Source organism: Jejuia pallidilutea (assembly GCF_002973595.1).
GTDB classification, from domain to species: domain Bacteria; phylum Bacteroidota; class Bacteroidia; order Flavobacteriales; family Flavobacteriaceae; genus Jejuia; species Jejuia pallidilutea.
Map to the genome: position 1 here is coordinate 69,630 of NZ_PVEO01000007.1, position 21,491 is coordinate 91,120.

Consider the following 21,491-nt stretch of genomic DNA (forward strand, 5'->3'; position numbering starts at 1 on the left):
AGTCACAAAACATAGAGCGAAAGATTTGGTTTTTACACTAAATAAACTAAAAACTATTATAGATACTTCCTGTCATGAAGTGCTTGTATGCATAGATGGATGCCAAGAAACAGAGGCATTGGTAAATGATTACGATTGGGTAAATTGGACGATTATAAAAAAAAGCATAAGTGCTTCGCCAGCTAGAAATATTTTATATAAAAAGGCAAAAGGCACTATATTTATTGGTTTAGATGATGATGCGCATCCTATAAGTAACGATTTTATTAATTCAGTTTCCAACTGTTTTAATAAAGATCCTAATTTGGGAATTATTGCTTTTCAAGAAGTAAGAGGTCTGTATGAATCTGATAAAGCGGCATTACAAAGTTCTAAACAATTAAAGTCTCATTACACAACCGATTTTGTGGGCTGTGGGTTTGCCATAAAGAAAAAAGTGTATGACCAAACTAATGGCTTTCCTGTTTGGATGGATATTTATCAAGAAGAATCGGCGGTAGCTATAGAGGTTTTAAATTTAGGCTATACTATTTTATATCAACCAGAGATAAAAGTAAACCATAGAATTGATGTTGATTTAAGAAAAAAAAGAGGTAGAAATTATTATAGGTTTCAGCGCCAGCTAAAAAATAGTATCAATTTTTATATCGTGTACTATAAGGCACCATTAAAAAAAATAGTAAAAGTGTTATGGCATAACTTTATGAAGTATGCCTTAAAAGACTGGAAATATTTTAGATGTTACTTTACAGCTGTATTTAAAACAATATTAGGTTTGCCAAAAGTGTTAAAGTATAGAAAGCCTGTAAACCTAGAAACCATAAAACGAAAAACAAACTTGCAAGGGTTAAGATATTAATAAAACAGAAGTTAATGCTAGTAAAGATTTGCAGATATTATCCTTATCCTGATATAAAAAGACAAACTCCAAACCAATCTTTTAAATGGGGCAATATTACGTTTACTGAAGATGATGTTACGGAATGCGACTTTCTGGTTGTTCTAGATTATCCAAAAACTGATGTAAGCGTAAAAGTTAACCCTAATAATATATTACATTTATGTTTAGAGCCTGCTAACGAAGTTTCTAAATACAGACAATATGCTAATAAAAAGGCATCCATAATTTACAACCAAATAAACGAGGGAGGAAAATATGTGTTGTCGCATGGTGCATTACCTTGGCATTTAGATAAAGATTACGATTATTTTAAAAAACTACAACCAGAGGATTTAAAAAAAGAAGATAAAATAGTTTGGGTAACTGGTAATCAACGCAGTTCTATTCAACATAGCATAAGAATGGACTTTTTAGAGTTTATTTCAGATTTGCCATTCGTACATTTGTACGGTCGTGGCATTAAGGAAATAGACAGTAAATGGGATGTAATGAAAACATCAAAATACACTATTGCGTATGAAAATTTTACGAATGATTACTATTGGACAGAAAAAATATCGGATTGCTTTTTAAGCTACAATGTGCCTTTATATTTTGGTTGTGAGCGTATTGAAGATTATTTTCCAGCTGAAGCCATCATTCAAATAGATCCAAAAGATAAGCATATTAAGCAATTTTTAAAGGAAACAGTAAACTCAAAAGCTTATGAAGCTAAATTGGAGGCTATTAAAGAAGCTCGAGAATTGGTTTTAGATCGTTATCAAATATTTCCTTTCATTAATCATCAAATTAATGCAATACTATCAAAACAGGGCGCAAATATTGGAAGTAAAAAAGAGCTTGTTTACATAAAAGGCGGCAATGCTTATTATGATAATTATCCAAAGTATATAGATTTGGAGCGTTTTATTCGAAAAGTGAAAAACAAAATAAAAAATTATAAATAATATTTAATGTTCCGTTTATTTTTAAAACACAGAGATAGAATTTCTTTTCGGAATCTATTGAAGTTATTTTTATTTCAAATTAAAAGGGTTTTTAAAATTAGAAATACCCCTGAGTGGTATGGATTAAAAGAATATTTTATCAAGTTGGTTAAGCTAGATGGAAAACAAAAAGATGAAGATGGCCAGTTTTATTACACTGAGCTTAATAGCTTGCAATTTAAACTAAGAAAACGACCATCTAGCGATATAAGTGTTTTTGGTCAAATATTCGAAGAAGAAGAGTATCGTGCTGTAATAGAGTGCTACATCCAGAGTTTTAAAGCGGAACCAGTAACTATTATAGATGCAGGTGCTAATATTGGGCTTACCGCGCTATATTTTCACAGAAAATTAAAAACACTAAAGATTTTATGTGTAGAACCAGATGATGATAATTTTGAAGTATTAAAATACAATATAGAAAATAATGCCGTAAATGCTACTTTACATAAGGCGGGCTTGTGGAATAAGAATACCAACTTAACAATTGTCAATGATTTTAGAGACAAAAAAGAATGGTCAGTTAGGGTAAAAGAAAGCTTAGTAGGGGGCTTAAAAGCCATTACTGTAAATTCTTTGCTAAAGGAAAAAAACTGGGAATACATAGATATATTAAAAGTAGATATTGAAGGAGCAGAAAAGGAAGTTTTTACTACAAATGAAGCAGACATATCCTTTTTAAAAAAAACAAAATGTATTGCAATAGAAATTCATGATGAGTTTAATTGTAGAGAGGATATTAATAAAATATTAAAAGCCAATAATTTTAATTGTTTTAAAACAGGAGAACTAACCATTGGTATTAATAAGAATTTTTTAATTGAAGAAAAATAGACTCCAAAGTTTAAATGTTTTAAACTCCAATCAATTTTGTAAAAATGCTATTTAACTCCATAGATTTCGCCATATTTCTACCCATAGTATTTATACTGTATTGGTTTGTGGCACAGTATAATCTCAAATTACAAAATGCGCTTTTGGTTGTAGCTAGTTATGTGTTTTACGGTTGGTGGGATTGGCGTTTCTTAAGCTTAATCATTTTTAGTTCTTTAATAGATTATACTATTGGTATTCATTTAAAAAAGGAAAGCCAACTCAATAAAAGAAAAATTTTACTGTGGACGAGTATACTCGTGAATCTAGGTTTTCTAGGCTTTTTTAAATACTATAATTTCTTTGTTGATAATTTTATTGAAGCATTTTCGTTTTTCGGACAGCAGATTCAACCCAATACTTTAGATATAATTTTACCCGTTGGTATTAGTTTTTACACCTTTCAAACCTTAAGTTATACTATTGATGTTTATAAGCGGAAGCTAGAGCCTACTAAAGATATTGTTTCGTTTTTAGCTTTTGTGTCTTTCTTTCCGCAATTGGTTGCAGGGCCTATTGAGCGCGCTACAAATTTATTACCACAGTTTTATAAGAAAAGAACATTTCACTATTCTAGAGCAGTTGATGGTTGCCGACAAATACTTTGGGGCTTTTTCAAAAAAGTAGTTATCGCAGACAATTGCGCCGAGTATGCCAATCAGATATTTAATAATTCTGATGATTATTCAGGTAGTACGCTTTTAGTTGGTGCCTTATTTTTTACATTTCAAATTTATGGGGATTTTTCAGGATATTCAGATATTGCTATTGGTACAGCCAGATTATTTGGGTTTAATTTAAAACAGAATTTTGCATTTCCATATTTTTCTAGAGACATTGCCGAATTTTGGAGAAGATGGCACATATCCTTATCCACTTGGTTTAGGGATTATTTATACATACCCTTGGGAGGAAGCAGAGGTGGTACTTGGATGAAAGTGCGTAACACTTTTATTATTTTCTTAGTTAGTGGTTTTTGGCACGGTGCTAATTGGACCTTTATTGTTTGGGGACTTTTAAATGCCCTGTATTTTTTACCACTTCTACTAGCCAAACGTAATAGAAATAATTTAAATGTTGTTGCTCAAAATAGTGTTTTGCCTAGTATCAAAGAGTTGTTTAATATATTTGTTACATTCAGTTTAACAGTTATCGCTTGGGTGTTTTTTAGAGCGGAAACCATAGCGCACGCGTTTTCTTATTTAAAAGAATTATTTACCGCATCATTATTTTCTATACCTATAATTAGACCAAGTAATATCTTGGTCTTAATCGTGTTTTTTATAATAATTGAATGGTTAGGAAGACGTCAAAAATATGCTATTCAAACGCTTATGTTCAATACATCAAAACCATTACGATGGAGTTTTTACATGGTTTTGGTAGCGTTAGTTTTTATATTTAGCAATCAATCTCAACAAGAATTCATTTATTTTCAATTTTAAAAATGAAGCGTTTTTTTAAACATATTATACTTTTTGGTTTAATCTTTTTTACTGTAGAAAAAGTAACTTGGTTTTTATTGGATGCTACTCCAAAAAGGCAATATGATAAGCGTTTAGAAAAACTCATAAATGGAGAAATTAATAAAGAATTAATTGTACTAGGGTCATCAAAAGGTGCTGGGAATATTTTGGCGAATCAGTTAGAAGAAGAAACAGGACTAAGTGCTTATAATCTATCATATCAAGGCTCTAATGTTAATTTTCATGAGTTTATATTAAAAACGTTATTAAAGTATAATGAAAAACCAGAAATAATACTTTTGGCTATAGATAATCCTTCTGAGTTTGTTGGAGATATATCTATTCGTTATCGTGTAGATGTATTGCAGCCTTTAACGAACTATAACTATATAAACACAACACTTATAGATGAAGGTGTAAATAATAAATTATCTCATGTTTTTTTCTTATCAAGATTAAATAAATCTCATTTTAGGTTTAAAAATAGAACAGCGCCTTCCATGAACCCATTAGATAGTTCTGGTACAATGCCACTTATAAAAAAGAAAGATTTAGAGTTAATTTACAGTAAAAACAAATCAAGTTATAATACAGCTTTGGAGGAATCATCAAGACTAACATCATTTAAAAATATTCAATACTTATGTAAAAAAAATAATATTCAACTTATTCATGTGTTTTCGCCAAGTTATAGATCCTTTAATTTAAGTTTTTTTAATCGTTTTAAAAAGCTCCAAAAGGCTGAAGAAGGTGTCATTGTTTTCGATACTCTAAAGCCAGAATATAAAAATGCAGATTATTTTTATGATTATGCGCACCTCTTAGAAAACGGCGCAGAAATTTTCACTTCAGAAATTAGCGCATTTATAAATAAAAATAATACTAAATGATTTGAATCGTTTTCTTTAAGAACTCAATTTGATTTATTGTGTTCAACCGAAAAAGATATAAAATTTCTCCAGATAAGGTAATTTTTGGAAGGCATAGTTCTACTAAGCTCAAAAAAGTAAAGAAATATGAGTGGATTTCAACCATTTTTCAGGAAATAGGAAAAGTCAATATGAGTTCTAACTCTAAAAAATGTATTTTAGCGATTGTTACAGAAGATTCAACAGCAAGTATTTATGAAAAAAATTGGTTTTATTCCTTTAAGACAAAATTCTAAAGGTATTATTGGGAAAAACAAACGTAAAATGGTGGGTAGGCCACTTTTTACTTGGGTTTTGGGAGAGGCAATACATTCTAGCTTAGATGTTGTTTATGTTTACACCGATGATGACACTATTATTAATTTTATTGAAAAAGAATACCATTATACCAATAAAATAAAGGTTTTAAAACGCTCTGGGGCCTCTGCTACAGATACTGCTTCTACTGAAAGTGCTATGATTGAGTTTGCTGAGAAATTATCGTATAATTTTGATGTGTTTTGTTTGCTACAGGCAACTTCACCTTTTACCAAAGCAATAGATATAGACAACTGCTTAAGTAAGATTGCAGAAGGAAAGGATTCTGCGCTTACAGTAGTTAATACGCACAGATTTGTTTGGAATGAAGATGGAACAGCCGTTAATTACAATCCTAAAGAACGCCCAAGACGGCAAGATTTTAAAGGACTTCTAATAGAAAATGGCGCCGTTTATGTATGTACTAAAGATGTACTTTTGAATCAAAAAAACAGATTAGGTAATACTATAGGTATTGTAAAAATGCCAGAAGAAAGCTTGCACGAAGTAGATACTGAACAGGATTGGATAGTTGTAGAAAACCTATTGATTGAGCGCCAAAGACGAGCCAAACGTTCTGAGAAAATCACACATTTGGTGTTAGATGTTGATGGTGTATTTACCAACGGAACTATTGCTTACACAAAAGATGGTGAGCATACCAAAAACTTTGATATGAGAGACGGTATGGGGTTGGAAATTTTAAGACAGTTTGGTGTTGAGGTTATGGTAATGACGAGCGAACAGTCTCAATTGGTGGCCAAACGCATGGAGAAACTTAAAATTCCGCAAGTGTATTTAGCTGTTAAGGATAAGTATACGCTATTACAAACACTCGCTGCAAGTCAAAACTTTTCATTAAATAATGTGGCTTATGTAGGAGACGACGTAAACGATATGGCAAACATATGTAGTGTTGGTTGGTCTTTAGCGCCAAACAATGCAATGCCAGAAATAAAGCAGCTTGCTGATGTAGTGCTTTCCAAAAACTCTGGAGCAGGCGCTATTAGGGAGGCTTGCGAATTTATTATAAACTACAACAAACGCTTTTAGGCAAAATATATGAATACCTACAAAAAACCTTATGTTATAGCAGAGATTGGTTGTAATCACAAAGGCAATATAAACATAGCAAAAGAGCTTATTAAAGTGGCAAAAATATTTTGCGATGCCGATGCTGTAAAGTTTCAAAAGCGAAATAACAAAGAATTACTAACAGAAGAACAATATAACAAACCCCACCCAAATCCTGTAAATTCCTATGGCGATACTTATGGAGCACATCGTGAGTTTTTGGAATTTGATGTAGAACAGCACAGACATCTAAAACTATTTTGTGAAGACATAGGGATAGATTATGCGACTTCGGTTTGGGATGTAACTTCTGCAAAAGAAATAGCGACATTACACCCTAAATTTATTAAGATACCATCGGCCTGTAACAATAACACAAAAATGCTAGAATGGTTGTGCAAAAATTATAAAGGCGAACTGCACATTTCCACAGGCATGACTACCAAAAGCGAAATTGATGATTTGGTGTCGCTCTTTAAATCATACCATCGAAATAAAGATTTGGTGTTGTATAATTGTACTTCGGGCTACCCCGTACCGTTTGAGGACGTATGTTTATTAGATATTAATTTACTTATCGAAAAGTATGGAAGTGATGTAAAACATATTGGCTTTTCTGGTCATCATTTAGGTATTGCGGTAGATGTTGCCGCATACACATTGGGAGCTAATATTGTAGAGCGCCATTATACTTTAGATCGTACTTGGAAGGGTACAGACCACGCCGCATCTTTAGAGCCTATGGGCTTGCGAAAATTGTCTAGAGACTTACGAGCTGTACACAAGGCACTTCAATTTAAATCAAAAGATATCTTGCCCATAGAGCAAGTACAGCGCGATAAATTAAAGAACAAAAAAGATTAATTTTCAAAGATAGTAATGAAAAAAAAAGTTTTTGTTTTTTTTCCAGATGGTGTAGGGTTACGAAATTTCGCTTTTACCGATTTTAAGACCATTGGTGAAGAAATGGGTTTTGATATTACTTACTGGAACAATACTGTTTTTTCTTTAAAAGACAACTTAGGTTTCAATGAAGTTAAAATAGAAAACCATCAATTACACCCTCTAACGCCTATTTATTCTAGAGCTAGAAAACGTTGTGAATTAAACGTATCTAAAGCTAAATTTAATGACGATGTTTATACAACATATAAATTTCCATTCAATTATAACTCAATAAAAAATACATTTAAGAGCTTGTATACAAAGCTCTTAATAGGTGTATATTCCTCTGAAAAAGGTGTTGAAGCCATCCGAAAAAAAATAAACGCTCTAGAACGAAAAAACCCAAAATATGCTTACTGTAAGGCGCAATTGGAAACACATAAACCCGATATAATTTTTTGTACCACACAACGCGCAACACAATCTATAAGTGCATTATTAGCGGCAAAAGATTTAGGAATACCAACAGTGGCGTTTGTGTATTCTTGGGATAACGTCCCTAAAGCAATGCAAGTAGTAGAGACCGATTATTATTGTGTGTGGAGTGAACATATGAAACGAGAGGTATTGCAATACTACCCATTTGTAGATGCGCATCAGGTGTTTGTAACTGGTACGCCTCAGTTTGAACCGCATTACGATAAACGTTTAAGGGTAAGTAGGGCAGAATTTTTTAAGACTTATAATTTAGACGTTAATAAAAAATACATCTGCTATTCTGGAGACGATGAAACCACATCGCCTCTAGATCAGTATTATTTAGAAGATTTAGCACATGCCGTTAAAAATTTAAATAAGGAGGGTTATAATTTGGGGGTTATTTACAGAAAATGCCCTGTAGATTTTACCAATAGATTCGATGCTGTAATTAATGCCAATAAAGATATAATTGAAGTTTTAGATCCTATTTGGAAGCAAGTAGGCAGCCAATGGAACCAAGTGTTACCAGCAAAAGAAGACTTTAAAATGTTACATAACGTGTGTGAACATAGCGAGTTTGTAACCAATGTATGTTCCTCTACGGTTTTTGATTTTGTGGCGCATAACAAATCCTGCATTTATTATAATTACGAGCAGCCACAGTTAAAAAAAGGAATTCGAGATATAGGGCAAAATTACAAGTACGTACACTTTAGAAGCATGCCTAGTGATAAAGCTGCTGTATTTTGTACAGATAAAAAGAACTTGCAAGATTTGGTAAAACAAATACTAGATGGTAAATTATCCAATGTTGAAGCGGGTAAAAAATGGTACGAAATTATAGTTGGAAAAACACCAACACTTGCCTCTGAGAATATTTGGAAATCTATAAATTCAATATTGAACAAGAAATAAGTTGAATAATTATTACAATAAAATAAAAGAAGATTTTTTAGTTGAAGCACCATCGCTTTTTAGATTTGGTAGTATTAACGATGGCGGGTATTATTTAACCCCTAACACCATAACTTCGTCCCATTTGTTGTTTAGTGGCGGCATATCTTCAAATTTAGAGTTTGAATACGATATATTTCGCTTTAATAAACATATAGAAATTGTAATGGTAGATCCTACCGTTTCTGGATATAAGTTAATTTTAAAAGGTTTAGCAAGATTATTTTTTAAAAAACCAGAAAAGATAAGATATATATTCAACGCATTAATTTTTAATTATCTTGTTAGGCAGAAAAGATGCAGCCATTTAAAACTTTGGTTAAAAAAGCCAGAACGTATTTTTAAACTTATTGAAGGTAAAGTTAATTCTAAAAGCGGCATATTGTTAAAGCTAGATATAGAAGGAAGCGAATATGATTTTTTAGATGAAATAACATCAAATTTAAAACAGTTTTCAGCTTTAGTTTTTGAGTTTCATGATATGCATAAACATCATAAAAAGGTTTATGATTTTATAGCAATGTCTAGACCGCAATTTAGCCTGGTATTTATTGGCGAAAACCCATCGGGAGGTTATGATAGAAATGGGCAACCAAAATGTATTGAAATTACCTTAGAACGACTGTGAAATATTAATAATGAGTAACCAATACCCTGAAATATCGTTTGTAAGTCCTGTTTACAGAGCCGAAAATATGCTTCCTGAACTTGTTTCAGAAATACAAAAGGTAATGGTGAAAATAAACAAGACCTACGAGATTATTTTAGTGGACGATAGAAGTCCAGATGATAGTTGGCTGGTAATGAAAAGTTTGTCCTCTAAATTCCCAGAAGTAAAAAGTATTAGATTAAGTAGAAATTTTGGGCAACACCCAACGATAATGGCTGGTTTATCTCAAGCCAAAGGCAATTGGGTTGTTGTAATGGATTGCGATTTACAAGACCAACCCAAAGAGGTTGAGAAATTATACAACAAAGCCTTAGAGGGATTTGATGCTGTTTTGGCAAGCCGTCATCAAAGACAAGACACTTTTACCAAAAAGTTTTTTTCTAAGTTTTTTTCAAAACTGTATGTATATTTAACCGACTCTGATTTTGATAATAACATTGCAAATTTTGGTGTTTACAACTCAAAGGTTATAAAAGAGGTCTTAAAAATGGATGATTATATAAAGTCTTTTCCACTTTTTGTAAACTGGGTAGGTTACAAATCAACCTCGGTAAAAGTAGAGCATGCGCCAAGAATTTCGGGTAAAACTACATACACCTATTCCAAGTTGCTAAGCTTGGCATTTAATACGATAATTTCCTTTTCAAATAAACCACTAAAGATTTTTGTTAAGTTTGGCATAATAGTATCGTTAATTTCTTTTTTAATAGGGGTATATACAATTTATAAATATTTTACGGGACAGATAACCGTTTTGGGATACAGTTCGCTTATGGTTTCTATATGGTTTCTTTCGGGAGTTTTAATTACCATTATTGGTGTAGTAGGAATTTATATTGGTAAAATATTTGATCAAACTAAAAATAGGGCACCTTATATTATAGATAAAATAATTGATAATGAAGTACAATAATGTTTTTGCAGATGAAATTTCTATTGGAAAAAATACCATTATAGAGGATTCCGCTATAATAAGAGGTTTAAATGGAAATGCAAAACGAATATATATTGGAGACAACTGTTATATAGGGAAGGATGTTCAAATAATTTGTGATGATTTCTCAATAGGCGATTATTCCAAATTACATCACCATACTAATGTTCATGGATATTTACCATGTAGAATAGGCCATAACGCTTGGATTGGGCAATATACTATAATAGATTCTGTTGGGGGAACCACCATAGGTAATAATTGTGGTATTGGTGCACACTCTCAAATTTGGAGTCATGTTAAATATGGAGACACTTTGGAAGGTTGCAGATTTTTATCTGAAAAAGAAATGATAATAGGAAATGATGTTTGGTTTGTGGGACATTGTATAGTTTCTCCAATTACCGCACAAGATAAATCTATGGCATTAGTAGGATCTGTTGTAACTAAAGATATGAACTACAATGAAATCTATGCCGGTTCGCCAGCTAAATCTATTAGTGAAAAAATAGGTCATCAATTTGTTGAGGTTTCTGTAGAGGATAAATATGTAAAAATGATGGGTTTTTTAAAAACCTGGGATAATACCGCTAAATCGATAAAAATTGTTAAAGATGTCTCGGAAATAGATATCGAAAATACTGAGGTTTCATTTTTTAATGTTAGTAATCGTACTTATACTAAAAGGGGCTCGACGCAAGAAGTTGATTTTATGAAATTTTTACTTCCAGATAAGGCGAAATTTGTGCCAATTAATTTATAATTAATGATACCGTTTAACAAACCCTATTTTACAGGAAAAGAAACTAAATATATAGAAGATGCCGTTAAACGTGGTATGATATCTGGTAATGGCTACTACACTAAGAAATGCCAAACGTATTTTCAAGAATCTTTTGGTTTTAAAAAGGCGCTTTTAACAACTTCTTGTACAGATGCTCTAGAAATGTGCGCCATGTTGGCAAACATAAAACCTGGAGACGAGGTAATTGTACCTAGTTACACATTTGTATCTACAGCTTTGGCTTTTGTAAGGCAAGGTGCAAATATAGTTTTTGCAGATTCTAAAACTGATAATCCAAATATAGACGAAACCCAACTAGAAACTTTAATTACAAATAAAACAAAAGCTATTGTTGTGGTACATTATGCAGGAGTAGCTTGCAATATGGATACTATTATGGCTATTGCCAATGCGCATAGTATTTTGGTTATTGAAGATGCAGCACAAGCTATATGTTCTAGGTATAAAGAGAAGTATTTAGGTGCTATTGGCCACATGGCAGCCTTTTCATTTCATGAAACAAAAAATATAATTTCTGGTGAAGGTGGCTTATTGGCAATAAATGATGACCGTTTTATAAATAGGGCAGAAATTATTTGGGAAAAAGGAACTAATCGAGCAGAGTTTTTTAGAGGAGAAGTCAATAAATACGGATGGGTAGATACAGGGTCATCATTTTTACCATCTGAGATTATTGCAGCTTTTCTTTGGGCGCAAATTGAAAATATAGACAATATTCAAAAGAAACGCTTACAGCTTTGGCATTATTATAACAATGCTCTTGTAAATTGGGCGCATGCACATGATATTAAATTAATGCCAGAACCCGAAAAAGAAACTAATAATGCACATATGTTTTATGTGGTTTGCAAAAGTATGGCGCAAAGAGATGCTATTATTGAATACTTGAAATCAAAAAACATTTTGTCTGTTTTCCACTATTTAAGTTTACACAAAAGTCAATTTTATAAAAATAAACATGATGGTAGAGCATTACCAAATAGTGATAAATTTTCTGAACGATTACTGCGATTGCCCATGTTTTATGGGTTGGATGCAAAAAAAGTAGTAGATAATATCATTTTATTTTAGCATGAAATATTTTAAAAATTTAAGTGTAACAACCAAAATAATACTGATTATTTTTGTTGCTACTTGGAGTATTCATTTATTTTATTCGAATATAGATTTCTCATTCAAAGAAATAGGAGATCCTGATAGATATTTTTCAGCTTTTGATTTTTATTTAAATCATGATTATAATACTACAATTACAAAAGGTTCTAGTTATTTGTACAACTTAATTAATCATTTATTTTTTAAAATATTTGATGATGTTAAAAAAGCATTTCTCTTCACTAACATTATATCTCAATTACTGGTTTTAATTTTGGGTATTTTATTATTGATAAAGGTAAATAGAAAAATAAATTCTAAAAGTTTTTATGCTGTTTTAAGTATATATGTATTTAATATTTTAAGCTTAAAAGCATTTAGATATTCTAATAATGATGTCTTTCAAACAGTTTTTTTTATGCTAATAATTTTTTTATTTCTTATTGCATACGAAAAAAAAACAAAATATCATTATTTATTTTTTATTATTGGTATCATTTGTGCCATTTGTACATTAATTAGACCAACATCTCAAATTATTATCGTAGTTGTACTATTCTCAATTATTTTGCTAGAATTTTTAAAAAAAAGTACTATATTTTCTTACTCTAAATCTTTACTTCTTTTTTTTGTTCCTTTAATGTCTATAGTTCTTATGTGTCATTATCCTTCTATACAAGAAAAAGGAAAATTAGGATTTTATGATAAAAACTTCAATGAGGGAGCAAATTGGTTACAACGTAACTACTTAGCAGTAAAAAAAATGGAAGCAGGAGAACTTCCAGTGCATAAAAATTCAATTTTTAGGGAGACACCGTTTTCTGAAGTAAATCAATATTTGAAAAAAAATGGAGTAGCATCACTTCCGAGAAATCAAAAGGAGTTTTTGATGAAAGATCCTATGCTAGTACTGAAATTATCGATTTATAACCTTGGCTTTTTATCCTTAAAATATTTTAGATTTTATGGTTTTTTAATAATTTTTCCATTTATGTATTTATTTACTAAACCCTATATAAGTATGCGTAAATATCCGCTTTATGTGTTTTTATTTGCAATGCTATTAATATCTACCATAGTCTTAACTCTAATGGAGTTTAGATGGGTAATTGGATATGATATACTATTGTGTATATGTATTTTAATAAGTTTGAAATATTTTGCCCACACTAAATTACAACCTAAAATGCCTTATGTTATAAAAACTAGTTTAATATTGGTGTCTATATTTAACATATTACTCACTTTTTTCATAAAGTCTAGTTATTAATGCACATAGCCTTTCTAGCACCAGAATATCCTCACCCACAAGTAGTATCTAGTGCTGGCATTGGTACAAGTATAAAAAACTTGGTGGAGGCGTTAGTTAAAAAAAATATGCAGGTAACTGTTTTTGTGTACCATCAAGAACGTAACGCCATATTGGAGGAAAAGGGGCTAACCATTCATTTAATTGCTAAGAAACCGCGTCGTTTTTTCACTTGGTATTTCTACAGGAAACAGCTTCAAAACTATATTAATGCAGTTGTAAAAACAGAAAATATTAGTCTTCTTGAAGCGGCAGATTGGACAGGTATAACAGCTTTTATGAAGCTTAATATCCCCTTAGTGATTCGCTTTCACGGTACCGATGCTTATTTCTGTAAATTAGAAAACCGTAAGCAGAAGTTTAAGAATTTTGTTCTTGAAAAAATAGCACTAAAAAAAGCATCGGCATATATTTCTCCCACAATATTTACAAAAGAGGAAACAGCAAAACTGTTCAGCTTAAAACCCGATAAAATAAAAGTGGTACCAAATGGTATAGATTTACAGAATTTTAAAAATGAAACGCCAACTATCTTTGAAGCTAAAACGCTACTTTATGTGGGTACTTTAATTAGAAAAAAGGGAGTTTTAGAGTTAGCTAAAATTTTTAATAAGGTTATAGAAAAAGAACCCCTCGCTAAATTAATATTAATAGGAAGCGATACCGCAGATGTGAAAACCAATACCGCTTCCACCTATAAATTAATGCAAGATATTTTTTCAGATAAGGCTAAAGAGCACACTAATTATCTGGGAAAAATACCTTACACTGAAATCGTGACGCATATTAAAAATGCCCATGTTTGCATATTCCCAAGTTTTGCTGAAACCTTTGGGATGGTTACGGTAGAAAGTATGGCGTTGCAAAAACCTGTAATAAATACAAATATGGGTTGGGCATCTGGAATTATTGATGATGGCATTAATGGGTATTTAGTACACCCTACCGAAACCAAACTATATGTTGAAAGCATAATACAACTTTTTAACGATGAAAATTTATGTGTAAAATTAGGTGCAGCAGCAAGGAGAAAAGCTGAGCATAACTTTAATATAGATACTATTGCAAACGAAAACATTAACTTTTATAAAAATGTAATTTCTAAAAGCTAACCTTAATGAAAATTAACATGCTAAAACGGTTTTTGGGCAAAAAGAAAAAAAGCGTTATGCTTTTTTTGCACTATGTACAGTACTTTAGCGCAAAACAACCAAAGACAAAACAAATAGTTGTTTGTTTTGATGGGGTAGTTCCTCATGGCGGTTTGGTAGATCGTTTAAAAGGCATTATTTCATTTTACCAAATAGCTAAGGAATTGAATTATGATTTTAAGATCTTGTTCGATAATCCGTTTAAATTAAGTAGCTTTTTAGAACCCAATAATATCGATTGGAACTTTAGTAGAAAGCAGATACAATGGCATCCTACAAAAACAAAAATTATTTATCTTATAAATAATTTTGGTGCAAACCCCATGCAACTTATCCAAAACTCCTCAGCTATCCGTTTTTATGTTTATGCTAATATAGATTATTCTAAATCTACTTTTCCAGAATTAAATCAACTTCAATTAGAACATAATTGGCGGGAAAGTTTTAACACATTATTTAAACAAAGTAGCCATTTAAGTGAAAAATTAAACCAAATAGAAACAAAACCATTTATTGCATTTCATTCCCGATTTACGAGTTTAATGGGAGATTTTAAAGATACCACCACTAAAATATTACCTTATAGGGAGCGAGAAGTATTATGCGATAAATTGCTTCAGCTCATAAATAAGACAATACTTACTGAAGCGCAAAAGGCTTATTTGTTTTCTGATAGTATTAATTTTATAGCTTATGTAAAGGATAAAATAAATATTAAAACTGTTGAAGGGAATCCGTTTCATATGGATAATTTTGAAAAAACAAAAGATACCAACGGACATTTAAAAACACTTATAGATTTTTTTATGATTTCTAAAAGCGAAAAAGTCTACTTTCTTAAAGTAAACCCTATGTACAACAGTAGTTTTTCTAAATATGCAGCAATTGTTGGTAATACTAAATTTGAACGTTTAGAAGCATGATAGTTATAGTGCACCAACATAATAAAACCACTAAAATTTTAGACTGTAATAAACATGCTGTTAATGCTGTTGTTGGTGAAACGGTAACCAAAACACTTAATAATCTTGCAGAAAAATTCCCAGAAACACTTTTGGTTTGGTGTCACGAAAGTTATTTGGAAGATTTGAATATAGATGCAATAGCTACAATTTTTCATCATAAACGTATCATGGCTTCGTTTAGCCCTTCAAAAGAAAATTTTTTACCAAAACAAATTGGTTATGTAGAGCGCTCCTTCTTTTTAAAAATCAACAAAACTGTTAATTACCCCACTTGGTTAATGCATAGTTGTGTTGGAGGAGTTTATGCCGAGGTTATTAACCAACTAAAAGCAGATTTAAACTATAACGAAAATTTTAATTATTACCTAAACTCCCTATCAAAAAGGGCAATGGTAGAAGGTTTGTTTTGTTATTCTGAACCTAAACTTTTGTTAGAAAACACACCGTTAAGAATTGATGTGGAACAAGCATCATCTTTTCAACTTTTTAAATTTGTAAAACAACATTACAAATGGGTTTGGGTGTTTTTTCTATGTATGGCTTATGCTGTTTTTGAAAAAAAATTAAAGGTTTTTCCGTTAGTAAAAGCATTGTTTTATAGGCAATTATCAACTAATTTTCAGTTGCAAAATATACCAATTACTTCTATAAAAAAAGTAATACAGAACAAAGAGGTTGATGTGATTATCCCAACCATTGGCAGAAAAAACTATTTGTATGATGTTTTAAAGGATTTGTCGCATCAAACAGTAAAACCCAAAAATGTTATAATTGTTGAACAAAACCCAATAGGTGGCTCTGTTTCAGAACTGGATTATATTATTACTGAGGAGTGGCCTTATAACATAAAACATATCTTTACACATCAAACGGGTGTTTGTAACGCCCGTAATTTAGCCTTGGCTGAGGTAACAAGCGAGTGGACACTACTTGGAGACGACGATAATAGGTTAAACAACACCTTAATAGAAGATTTATTTTCTAGATTGGAACACCACGGTGCTACAGTGGGAACCACAGTATATTTGCAACCTAATGAATTTCAAACCTACTTAAAAACTGCACAAACCAGTATTTTTGGTGCTGGTAATAGTATTGTGAAATCTTATGTTTTAGATGCTGTAAAATTTAATATGGCGTATGAATTCAATTATGGAGAAGATAACGATTTTGGTATGCAATTGCGACAATTAGGTCATGATGTTATTTATTTTGCTGATGTTAAAATAACCCATTTGAAAGCACCAATTGGTGGTTATAGAACCAAAGTACAACAACTTTGGGAAAACGATACGATACAACCAAAACCATCGCCAACAATTCAATTGTTACATCAAACTTATTTTACAATACAGCAGCAATTAGGTTATAAATTATTGTTAGGTTTACGTAGTTACAAAAACAGTACAGGTAAGCACCCCTTAAAATATATAAAACACTTTAAAAAACAGTGGGAACGCAGTGTATATTGGTGCCAAAAACTTAAGTCGCAAGATTAATGCTAAAACTTTATACAAATACAGATTTTTTAGTTGAAGCACATAGGCGAGAAGTATTTCCTTTGCTATTTGATTTAGTATTTAAAAAGAATAGTAATTTATTAAACCAATATAAAATAGTTAATGAAATTTCTCTTGCAGATATTGTGGTGTTTCCAATAGACTATACATCGTTTTTAAAACACAAAGAAGCGTTTTCAGCTTTAAATGTATTGGTAAAAACATACCAAAAACCAATATGGATTTACACTTCTGGAGACTATGGCTTCACAAATTACATCCCTAATAGTTACACTTTTAGATTAGGTGGTTTTAACAGTAAGTTGGGAGAACATACATTTATAATCCCCTCTTTTATTAACGATCCCTATAAGTTTTTCTTATCCGAACCATTTTCGGTCTTAAAAAAAGAAGATAAGCCTAGTATTGGTTTCGTTGGGCATGCACAATCAGGAATTTCAAAATATTTTAAGGAGTATAGTAACCATGTAAAATATAAGTTAAAGCGTGCTTTAAAGAAAACTTTGGTAGATGCTCAGCCCTTTTATCCTTCTAGTGTAAAGCGTGCAAAATATTTGCAGCAATTGGCACCTAATACTCATTTAAATACTCATTTTATTTTGCGTAATAATTATAGGGCGGGTTTGCATTCTGCGATAACGCAAAAAACAAGTTCGCAAGAATTTTATAATAATATTTTTGAAAACGGCTATACATTTTGTTTGCGAGGGGTTGGCAATTTTTCTGTAAGGTTTTACGAAACTTTGGCGGTAGGTCGCATACCAATAGTAATAAATACAGATTGTAGGTTTCCTTTGGAAAATGAAATAGAATGGCATAAACACTGTTTAATAATTAATGAGACTAGTAAAAAACCTATTGCTGAACACGTTTTGGAGTTTCATAAAAATTTATCTGATGCTGAATACGAAGCAATACAAAACGCTAATAGAAACTTATGGCTAAATTTGTTGCAAAGGGAGGCCTACTTTATAAAAATGTATCAATTGTTTAAAGCCAAATTAAATTAATGGGCCTAAAATTTTCATTAGTGATTTGTACCTATATGAGACCAAAGGCTTTGGTTGCACTTTTGGACACTGTAAATACGCAAACCAAATATCCCAACCAGATTATTATTGTTGATGGTTCGGTAGATATGAAAACAGAAGCCATACTATCTGGAAAAAAATATGAGAATCTTGTTTATTTTAAAGTCGATAATAATGATAGAGGTTTAACCAAACAACGAAACTTTGGGATTAGAAAAGTTGATGATAGCTCAAAAATTATTTGTTTTTTAGATGATGATGTAACGCTAGAAGCTAATTATTTTGAAGAACTATTAACCACTTATAAAGTGTGTCCTGATGCATTGGCAGTTGGTGGTTACATTACCAACGAAGTAAATTGGGAACCAGCCAATACCACTAATGATAAAGGTAAATTTTATATCGATGGTTGGCAACGTAGCGAACCAACACGATTTAAAGTAAGACGTTGGTTTGGTTTATTACCAGACACACCTCCAGCGGTTTTACCTACTTTTGGTCATGGGCGTTCAGTGAGTTTTTTGCCACCTTCAGGAAATATATATGAGGTAGAACAAATTATGGGAGGCGTATCGAGTTATAGAAAAGACGTTTTTGAAAAGCTTACTTTTTCAACCTATTTTGAAGGCTATGGATTGTATGAGGACACCGATTTTTCGTTGCGTATTGCCAAAATTGGTAAACTCTATGTAAATACAAATGCTAAATTGGCGCATTATCATGAGCCTTCTGGACGACCAAACTATTTTAAATACGGTGTAATGGTAATAAGAAACGGTTGGTATGTGTGGCGTGTAAAGTATCCAAAACCAAGTTTTAGAGCTATAATTAAGTTTCATGCCACCTCCTTTTTGTTAACATTAATTAGAGCAAGTAACATACTAACATCAAAAGAAAAGAAAAAGGCGTTAACCGAAACTTTGGGCAGAATTTCAGGATGGTTTTCGCTTATATATAATAAACCAAAACTACAATAATGCGATTTTTAATCATTACCCATGTGTTACACAAGCCAATTGAAAATTCTTGGTTTGCCTATGCGCCTTATGTTAGGGAAATGAATTTATGGTTAAAATATGTTGATGAAGTTGAAATTGTTGCTCCAGTTACAAAACAGCTGCCATCCGCTATAGATACAGCTTACAAGGATGATAATATTATTTTTACCCAAATTCCTGAAATTGCTTTTGTTTCCTTAGGAAGGTGTGTACGCTCATTTTTTTCACTACCTTTTATTATTTTTAGTTTGTTTATGGCGTGTAAACGAGCAGATCATATCCATTTACGATGTCCTGGAAATATAGGGCTATTGGGATGTTTAGTACAAATATGCTTTCCAAAGAAAGTGAAAACAGCAAAATATGCAGGAAATTGGGATCCTAACGCAATGCAACCGTTGAGTTATCGACTTCAGAAAAAAATAATATCCAGTACGTTTTGGACTAAAAACATGACTGCTTTGGTATATGGAAATTGGCAAAATCAAACTAAAAATATTAAACCATTTTTTACGGCTACGTTTAATGAGGCAGATAAAGTAACACCAACGCCTAGGGAGTATTCAGGACATTTAAAATTCGTGTTTATTGGTGGTTTGGTAGAAGGAAAGCGTCCGTTATTTGCCATACAAATGGTTGAAAAGTTAAACACATTAGGTTACAATGCTTCCCTAGAGATTTTTGGCGACGGTATTTTAAAGCAAGATTTAATAGCGTATTGCAATTCCAATAGTTTAAACAAACACATAATATTCCACGGAAACCAAGATAAGAATGTTATTAAGAAAGCATTACAAACCACTCATTTTGTTATTTTAGCGTCTAAGTCTGAAGGATGGCCAAAAGCCATAGCAGAAGCCATGTTTTTTGGTGTAATACCTATTGCTACTTCGGTCTCTTGTGTGCCATTTATGCTAAACAATGGTAATCGTGGTATTTTAATTTCTGATGAATTAGAAAAGGCGGTTACTGAAGTTGCCAACCATTTGCCGGACTACAATTTGCTTGCAGAAATGTCTAAAAAAGCAACGCTATGGTCTCAACAGTATACATTAGAGGGCTTTGAGTATGAGATTAAAAAACTAATAGTGGCTTAAATGAGAATACTTCAACTTATAGACACACTAAATGCAGGAGGTGCAGAGCGTGTAGCCGTTAATTTTGCAAATGCTCTGGTAGATGAGGTTGATGCCTCGTTTTTATGTGCTACGAGGAGGGAAGGTGTGTTAAAAAAATTGCTAAAACCAGAAGTAGGTTATTTGTTTTTAGAACGATCTTCAACCTTAGATATTAGTGCTATAAAAAGGTTGAGCGTATTTGTGAAACATCGCAACATATCTCATATACATGCACATGCAACCTCTTTTTTTATTGGTACTATTCTAAAGATTTTGCACCCAAAAATAAAACTTATATGGCACGATCATTATGGGGAAAGTGAGTATTTGAAACAGCGCCCAAAAGCAGTTTTAAAGTTTTGCTCTAAATATTTTAATCATATTTTCTGTGTAAATTCTAAGTTAAAAGTATGGGCAGAAACCAATTTAAAAACAACACGTGTTAGCTATTTGCCAAATTTTGCAGAACTAGACCGTCAATCCGCTATCACACAACTAAAAGGTTTCGTAAATAAGCGTATTGTATGTTTGGCTAATCTTAGGCCACAAAAAGATCATATTACACTGCTAAAAGCCTTTAAAGAGGTAAATAGTAGATTTCCAAAGTGGAGTTTGCATTTAGTCGGACAAGATTTTCAGGACGATTATTCAAAATCTATACGCTCACATATAGAAATCGAAAATTTATCAAATAGTGTTTTTATGTATGGTTCTTGTTCAGATATATCAGCTATTTTAAAACAGTGCGATATTGCAGTGTTATCCTCAAAATCAGAAGGTTTGCCTTTAGCGCTAGTTGAATATGGTCTTGCTAAATTACCAACAATAGCGACTAATGTAGGTGATTGTAACTTAGTAATTTCAAACGAAAATGAAGGAAAATTAATAGCGCCCCAAAATTCTTTAGCGTTAAAAAATGCCATAGAAGTTTTTATTAATAACCCTGAAAAAGCTAAATTGGCCGGAGAACAGTTAAATTTGAAAGTTAAGTTGCATTTTTCTAAGCAAGCTACAATAAAAAGTATAGTAAAAGTCTACCAATCTATGTAA

20 protein-coding genes are annotated in these 21,491 nt (G+C 31.7%); all 20 read left to right on the top strand.

The annotated features are described in order from the left end of the window. Positions 1-25 precede the first annotated feature (25 nt). The 20 genes from CLV33_RS12160 to CLV33_RS12260 all read left to right on the top strand — a co-directional run bounded on the left by CLV33_RS12160 (position 26) and on the right by CLV33_RS12260 (position 21,491). Positions 26-859, top strand: a complete 834-nt coding sequence (locus CLV33_RS12160; protein WP_244906431.1) for a glycosyltransferase family 2 protein — start codon at positions 26-28, stop codon at positions 857-859. A gap of 14 nt (positions 860-873) precedes the next feature. Continuing rightward, on the top strand, positions 874-1,848 hold the full coding sequence (locus tag CLV33_RS12165; RefSeq protein ID WP_105474147.1) for a glycosyltransferase family 10 domain-containing protein: 975 nt from the start codon (positions 874-876) through the stop codon (positions 1,846-1,848). Positions 1,849-1,905: 57 nt separating this feature from the next. Then, entirely contained in the window at positions 1,906-2,721 is an 816-nt protein-coding gene (locus CLV33_RS12170; protein ID WP_170064017.1) for an FkbM family methyltransferase, read from the top strand. 44 nt (positions 2,722-2,765) lie between these two features. After that, complete coding sequence (locus CLV33_RS12175; RefSeq protein WP_105474149.1) at positions 2,766-4,205, top strand: MBOAT family O-acyltransferase; 1,440 nt, start codon at positions 2,766-2,768, stop codon at positions 4,203-4,205. Between the two features lie 2 nt (positions 4,206-4,207). Next, entirely contained in the window at positions 4,208-5,116 is a 909-nt protein-coding gene (locus CLV33_RS12180) for a hypothetical protein (protein WP_105474150.1), read from the top strand. A 234-nt stretch (positions 5,117-5,350) separates the two neighbouring features. Then, the gene (locus CLV33_RS12190; protein WP_105474152.1) at positions 5,351-6,505 is read left to right on the top strand and encodes an acylneuraminate cytidylyltransferase; all 1,155 of its coding nucleotides are present in this window, start codon (positions 5,351-5,353) and stop codon (positions 6,503-6,505) included. 9 nt (positions 6,506-6,514) lie between these two features. Continuing rightward, a complete protein-coding gene (locus CLV33_RS12195; protein WP_105474153.1) occupies positions 6,515-7,390 on the top strand; it encodes an N-acetylneuraminate synthase family protein in 876 nt (291 codons plus the stop codon). A 15-nt stretch (positions 7,391-7,405) separates the two neighbouring features. Further along, positions 7,406-8,806: a glycosyltransferase family protein gene (locus CLV33_RS12200; protein ID WP_105474154.1), complete on the top strand. Its 1,401-nt coding sequence runs from the start codon at positions 7,406-7,408 to the stop codon at positions 8,804-8,806. Position 8,807: 1 nt separating this feature from the next. Further along, complete coding sequence (locus CLV33_RS12205; protein WP_105474155.1) at positions 8,808-9,473, top strand: class I SAM-dependent methyltransferase; 666 nt, start codon at positions 8,808-8,810, stop codon at positions 9,471-9,473. Positions 9,474-9,483: 10 nt separating this feature from the next. Next, positions 9,484-10,428 (top strand): glycosyltransferase family 2 protein, encoded by a 945-nt coding sequence (locus CLV33_RS12210; protein ID WP_105474156.1) that lies wholly within the window; start codon positions 9,484-9,486, stop codon positions 10,426-10,428. Beyond that, positions 10,415-11,212, top strand: a complete 798-nt coding sequence (locus CLV33_RS12215; RefSeq protein WP_105474157.1) for an acyltransferase — start codon at positions 10,415-10,417, stop codon at positions 11,210-11,212. The genes CLV33_RS12210 and CLV33_RS12215 overlap by 14 nt, the downstream gene beginning before the upstream one ends. 3 nt (positions 11,213-11,215) lie before the next feature. Beyond that, positions 11,216-12,325 (top strand): dTDP-4-amino-4,6-dideoxygalactose transaminase, encoded by a 1,110-nt coding sequence (gene rffA, locus CLV33_RS12220; RefSeq protein WP_105474158.1) that lies wholly within the window; start codon positions 11,216-11,218, stop codon positions 12,323-12,325. 1 nt (position 12,326) lies between these two features. Next, positions 12,327-13,619 (top strand): O-antigen polymerase, encoded by a 1,293-nt coding sequence (locus tag CLV33_RS12225; RefSeq protein WP_105474159.1) that lies wholly within the window; start codon positions 12,327-12,329, stop codon positions 13,617-13,619. Continuing rightward, positions 13,619-14,770, top strand: a complete 1,152-nt coding sequence (locus CLV33_RS12230) for a glycosyltransferase family 4 protein (protein WP_105474160.1) — start codon at positions 13,619-13,621, stop codon at positions 14,768-14,770. The genes CLV33_RS12225 and CLV33_RS12230 overlap by 1 nt, the downstream gene beginning before the upstream one ends. A gap of 5 nt (positions 14,771-14,775) precedes the next feature. Further along, positions 14,776-15,732 (top strand): hypothetical protein, encoded by a 957-nt coding sequence (locus tag CLV33_RS12235; RefSeq protein WP_105474161.1) that lies wholly within the window; start codon positions 14,776-14,778, stop codon positions 15,730-15,732. Beyond that, positions 15,729-17,273, top strand: a complete 1,545-nt coding sequence (locus CLV33_RS12240) for a glycosyltransferase family 2 protein (protein WP_105474162.1) — start codon at positions 15,729-15,731, stop codon at positions 17,271-17,273. The genes CLV33_RS12235 and CLV33_RS12240 overlap by 4 nt, the downstream gene beginning before the upstream one ends. Continuing rightward, on the top strand, positions 17,273-18,304 hold the full coding sequence (locus tag CLV33_RS12245) for a glycosyltransferase family 47 protein (protein ID WP_105474163.1): 1,032 nt from the start codon (positions 17,273-17,275) through the stop codon (positions 18,302-18,304). Before CLV33_RS12240 ends, CLV33_RS12245 begins: the two co-directional genes overlap by 1 nt. A gap of 20 nt (positions 18,305-18,324) precedes the next feature. Further along, entirely contained in the window at positions 18,325-19,302 is a 978-nt protein-coding gene (locus CLV33_RS12250; RefSeq protein WP_449546309.1) for a glycosyltransferase family 2 protein, read from the top strand. Continuing rightward, a complete protein-coding gene (locus CLV33_RS12255) occupies positions 19,302-20,420 on the top strand; it encodes a glycosyltransferase family 4 protein (RefSeq protein ID WP_105474165.1) in 1,119 nt (372 codons plus the stop codon). Before CLV33_RS12250 ends, CLV33_RS12255 begins: the two co-directional genes overlap by 1 nt. Then, entirely contained in the window at positions 20,421-21,491 is a 1,071-nt protein-coding gene (locus CLV33_RS12260) for a glycosyltransferase (protein WP_105474166.1), read from the top strand. It abuts the gene before it with no gap.